4 protein-coding genes are annotated in these 4,935 nt (G+C 64.4%); 1 reads left to right on the top strand and 3 read right to left on the bottom strand.

Features of this window, described 5'->3' with window-relative positions; translation table 11 throughout:
- The 3 genes from VGD20_RS10075 to VGD20_RS10065 form a co-directional block, all read right to left on the bottom strand.
- Positions 1-831, bottom strand: an 831-nt coding sequence (locus VGD20_RS10075; RefSeq protein WP_331134311.1) for a S41 family peptidase, incomplete at its 3' end; no start/stop codon positions are given.
- Positions 828-1,247, bottom strand: coding sequence for a helix-turn-helix domain-containing protein (locus tag VGD20_RS10070; protein ID WP_331134310.1), 420 nt, complete (start codon positions 1,245-1,247; stop codon positions 828-830). The genes VGD20_RS10075 and VGD20_RS10070, both read right to left, overlap by 4 nt.
- A 140-nt stretch (positions 1,248-1,387) precedes the next feature.
- On the bottom strand, positions 1,388-3,535 hold the full coding sequence (locus tag VGD20_RS10065) for a S9 family peptidase (RefSeq protein ID WP_331134312.1): 2,148 nt from the start codon (positions 3,533-3,535) through the stop codon (positions 1,388-1,390).
- Positions 3,536-3,618: 83 nt separating this feature from the next.
- Between VGD20_RS10065 and VGD20_RS10060 the strand changes: the two genes are divergently transcribed.
- Positions 3,619-4,935 (top strand): aminopeptidase P family N-terminal domain-containing protein (locus VGD20_RS10060; protein WP_331134309.1); only part of this gene is annotated, 1,317 nt, incomplete at its 3' end.

Below are 4,935 nucleotides of genomic sequence, written 5' to 3'. Positions count from 1 at the left end.
CTCGGGCAAGCTCAGCGCAAAATGCGCATGCACACGCCGATATTCGAACGGGTTGGCGCCGCCGCCGGTCACTTCGCCGACGATCGTCGCACGTTTCAGCGCCTGAAGATCATAGGCCAGCGCCTCCGCGGCGGAGAAGGTGCGCTTGCTGGTCAGGATATAGAGCGGTTTCGTGTCGCCGAAGCGGCGGCCCGCGGGCGGCGCGGGCGAGACGTGGGTTGCCGACTGGCCGCTCGGGCGATCGAAACTGCCGCTGAGCGGCGAACCTTCGGGAACGAGCTGGGCGACGATCGTATCGACCGTTTCCATGCCGCCCCCATTTTTGCGCAGGTCGATGATCAGCGCGTCGCCCTGTGCGGCGACGGTCATCATCGCGCCGATGACGTCGCCGCCGAGCGCCGGGGGCGGGAAGACGCGAAGGTCGATCAGCATGATATTGCCGTCGAGCCGTTCGATCTTCTGCACGCCATGATTGACGTGCGTGCCGTAATAGCGCTCGATCTCCGCATCGAGAAAGGCCTTCTCACCGCCGTCGGCGGGGATCGGGCTGGCGCTGTAATCGACCGCAAAATGCCCGTCGCCCGAAGTCTGGCGCAGCCAGCCGGTCAGCGCGCTGGCGAGCGCGGGGCCGTCGGTGACGTCGCTCCACTGCGCTTTTGCCTTGCGCAGTTCGGCAGCCATTCGCTGTCCCTTGTCGGCATCGACATAGCGCGTCGCGAGCAGGTGGGCGATTTCGTCGATCATTTGCCCGCGGTCGGCGGCGCTGATCGGTTGCGCCGCGGCGGGCAGCGCGAGGCAAGCGAGCGCCAGCAAAAGCAGGGCACGTATCATCGCGCGCGTTCCTTCCTGATGAGATCGCCAAACGATTGGCGTTCGAGTTGTTCGAGGGCGGCATCGACCGTCGCGCCCAAAGGCTGCGGGAGCGCCGCATCAAGGGCGCGCGCGGCGCCGGCCGTCGCGGCCCATGCCGCTTCGAGATCGGGGATCATGGCGCGCGCCAGAGTCGTGAGCGCAAAACGGCGTTCGCGCCTGTCGCGTCCGGGCACCGGTTCGATTAAGCCCTCGCGCACCATCGTCTGCAGCGTCTGGGTGGCGGCAGGCTGGGTGAAACCGAGCGCGGCGACGCATTCGCCGACCGACGCCGACTCGCGCGCCATGAGCAGCCGGAAATAGGGGTAGAAGCGCGGCCGGAAATTCAGCCCCGCGTCGCGATACGTCTGTTCGACGGCGTCGTCGAGCGCCGCCACCAGCAGGCGCAACCGCGTTCCGAGGCCCGATCGATAATCCATATATAAGTACTTATATATATTCTGCCGTCGGCACAACCCCTGAAAACCGGCGGCGCGCCCGCGCGCCGGCAATCAATCGCCGGTGCGGAGAATTGCGGCTATTTCTCCACGCCCAATTGCGTCAGCACGAACGCGAATTCCTCGGCATCCTCGCGCAGCGCGCCCCAGCGGCCGGACTTGCCGGCGTGGCCTGCGCCCATGTTGGTGCGCAGCAACAAGGTCGCATCGTTCGTCCGCGTCGCGCGGAGCCTCGCGACCCATTTGGCGGGTTCCCAATAGGTCACACGCGGGTCGTTGAGCCCTGCCGATACGAGCATCGGCGGATAGGCCTTTGCGGTGACATTGTCGTAGGGGCTGTAGCTCAGCATATAGTCGAACGCCGTCTTGTCGGTGATCGGGTTGCCCCATTCGGGCCATTCGCCGGGGGTCAGCGGCAACGTCTCGTCGACCATCGTGTTGATGACGTCGACGAAGGGAACGCCCGCCAGCACCGCGCCCCAGAGTTCGGGGGCCTGATTATAGACCGCGCCCATCACCTGTCCGCCCGCCGAGCGGCCCTCGATCGAAATCTTGCCCGCGCGGGTATATTTCGCCGCGATCAGCCCTTTCGCGACATCGACGAAATCGTTGAAGGTGTTCTTGCGGCGGTCGGTCTTGCCCGCGAGATACCAGGCGCGGCCAAGGTCGTCGCCGCCGCGGACATGAGCGATGGCATAGATCATGCCGCGATCGACGAGGCTCAAACGCGTTGTCGAAAAGCCCGGGGGGACGCGATAGCCGTACGAGCCATAGACATAGAGGTGCATCGGCGCGCTGCCGTCGCGCGGCGTGCCCTTCTTGTAGACGAGCGAGACCGGAACCGGCGTGCCGTCACGCGAGGGCATGGTCACCAATTCGGTTACATAGTCTTCATGATTATAACCGGATGGAATCTCCTGTACCTTCAGCGTCTCGAGCTTGTGGCTTGCGAGATCATAGTCGAACACCGTGTCGGGGGTGACCATCGACTCATAATCGAGCCGCAGCTTGTCCTGATGATATTCGGGATTGTCGCCGAGGCCCGCTACATAAGTCGCCTCCGGGAACTGGATCCGGCCCGCGGTCTGCGGCGCGTCATAGCTGCGGACATCGACCTGATCGACGCCCTTCTCGCGCGATTCGAGCACGAAATAGTCACGGAAGATCGACAGGCCGGTGAGGTAGTTCGTGTCCGATCCGGCGATCAGGGGTTTCCATTCGCCCGGCGTCTTCACGCTCGCGGTTGCGATGCGGAAATTGGGATGTTCGTCGTTGGTGTAGATATAGAGCGTCCCTTCGCGCTCATCGACGCTGTACTCGCGGCCCTTCTTGCGCGCCGACACCAGCTGCATCTTTGCCTCGGGATTGTCGGCAGGAAGCAGATAGACCTCGCTCGTCTCGTTATCGCCCGTGGCGATCACGATATAATTGTCGGCTGCGGTCTTGCCGATCCCGACCCCGAAACCGATGTCAGGCTCCTTGTAGAGCAATTTATCCTCGCTCACCGGTGTCCCGAGCTTGTGCAGCCGGACATTGTCGGTGCGCCAGTTCTCGTTCGCGAGACCGTAGAGGATCGCGTCGTTGCCCGAGGTCCAGACGAGCGACGAGAGCGTGCCGGGAATGGTATCGGGCAGGAGCGCGCCGGTCTCGAGGTTCCGGATGCGTGCCTCGAACCGCTCGGACCCATTATCGTCGAACGAGTAGGCCATCAGCTTGCCGTTTGGGCTCACCGACACTTCGGCGAGACGGAAATAATCCTTGCCCGCCGCCATCGCGACCTCGTCGAGGATCAATTGCGTGTCACCACCCGCGGCGGGCTTGCGGTACCATTTCTTATACTCGGCACCCTCTTCATATTCGACCCAGTAGAGCCAGTCGCCGTCCTTTTGCGGCACCGAGGAATCGGCCTCCTTGATCCGGCCTTTCATCTCCTGGAACAGCGTTTCGACAAGCGCGGCGTGCGGCTTCATCGCGGCATCGAAATATGCATTTTCGGCCTTCACATAGTCGAGCACATCCTTGTCATCGACCACCGGATAGCTGTCGTCCTTCAGCCAGTGATATGGATCGGACAGCGTCTTGCCGTGCAGCGTCATCTCGTGCGGGCGCTTTTCCGCGACGGGGGCGGCGGGCAGGGCAGGGGTGGGGCTGGTCAATGCAGGGTCTTTCTCTTTGGCATACAGGGCAGGCAATGCGACAAGCGGACTGGCAATTACCATCAGAAACATCCAAATAGCGCGCATCACAAAATCCCCCGCGGTGCCGCCCTTCGGGGCGGAATCGTTTCCGATGTAGGAACAAGGAAGCAACCATGTCCAGCCCCCTCCATGCAGAGCGCCTCACCCGCGTCCGCGCCGAACTCGCCGCGCGCGGCCTCGACGGCTTCGTCGTGCCGATCAGCGACGAGCATATGAGCGAATATGTCGGCGAATATGCGCAGCGCATGGCCTGGTTGACGGGCTTCGGCGGCTCGGCGGGAACCGCAGCCGTCCTGCCGGCCAAGGCGGCGGTGTTCGTCGACGGGCGTTATACGGTGCAGGTGCGTGATCAGGTCGACGGGTCGCTTTTCGATTATGTCGGCGTGCCGCAGTCGAGCGTCGCCGAATGGCTCGGCGCGAATGTCACCGCGGGGCAGAAGGTCGGTTACGATCCGTGGCTCCACGGCATCGACTGGGCGCGCGGGCTGGAAAAGGCGCTGGCGGCGAAGGGTGCACAATTGGTCGCTGTGACGGACAATCCGCTTGATGCGGCATGGGACGACCAGCCCGCGCCGAGCGATGCGGTGGTGACTGTGCATGACGCGGCGCTTGCAGGCCAGAGCGCTATCGACAAGCGGCAGGTCATCGCCGACTGGCTGAACGCCAACGGGCTCGACACGACGGTGATGACCGCACTCGATTCGGTCGCGTGGACGTTCAACGTCCGGGGCACCGACGTCAGCCATACGCCGGTCGGACTGTCGTTCGCCCTGCTCCACTCAGACGCCACGGCCGACCTGTTCATCGCGCCCGAAAAGGTCACTGACGCGGTCCGCGCGCATCTCGGTAACAGTGTGCGTATCCACGACCGCGATGCATTCGAGCGCGCGCTCGCCAGCCTGACGGGCAAAAAGGTCGCGGTCGATCCCGACCGCGCGGTCGCGGCGATCTTCACCGCGCTCGAAGCCGCCGGGGCGAAGGTCGAACGCCACCGCGACCCCGCGGTGCTGCCGAAAGCGATCAAGAACGAAACCGAACTCGACGGCACGCGCGCCGCGCACGTCCGCGACGGCGTCGCGGTGTCGCGCTTCCTGAAATGGATGGAAGAGGCCGCGCCGCAGGGCGGGCTCGACGAACTCGGCGCGGCGGCGAAGCTCCGTGCCTTCCGCGACGCCAATGGCGCGCTCAAGGATCTCTCCTTCGACACGATTTCGGCCGCCGGGCCGAATGGCGCGCTGCCCCATTACAAGGTCGATGCGACGACGAACCGCGCGATCGAGACGGGCACGCTCTATCTGGTCGATTCGGGCGGGCAATATGCCGACGGCACCACCGACATCACGCGCACGATCGCGATCGGTGCGCCGACCGCCGAGATGCGCCGCCGCTTCACGCAGGTGCTGAAGGGCCATATCGCACTGGCGACCGCG

Source organism: Sphingopyxis sp., from assembly GCF_036402335.1.
Taxonomy (GTDB): domain Bacteria; phylum Pseudomonadota; class Alphaproteobacteria; order Sphingomonadales; family Sphingomonadaceae; genus Sphingopyxis.
This window is presented reverse-complemented; position numbering and strand designations above follow the sequence as displayed.

Bases quoted from the DNA above. Each gene is read 5' to 3' on its own strand.
- VGD20_RS10065 (WP_331134312.1), bottom strand. From the start codon at position 3,535: ATGTTTCTGATGGTAATTGCCAGTCCGCTTGTCGCATTGCCTGCCCTG.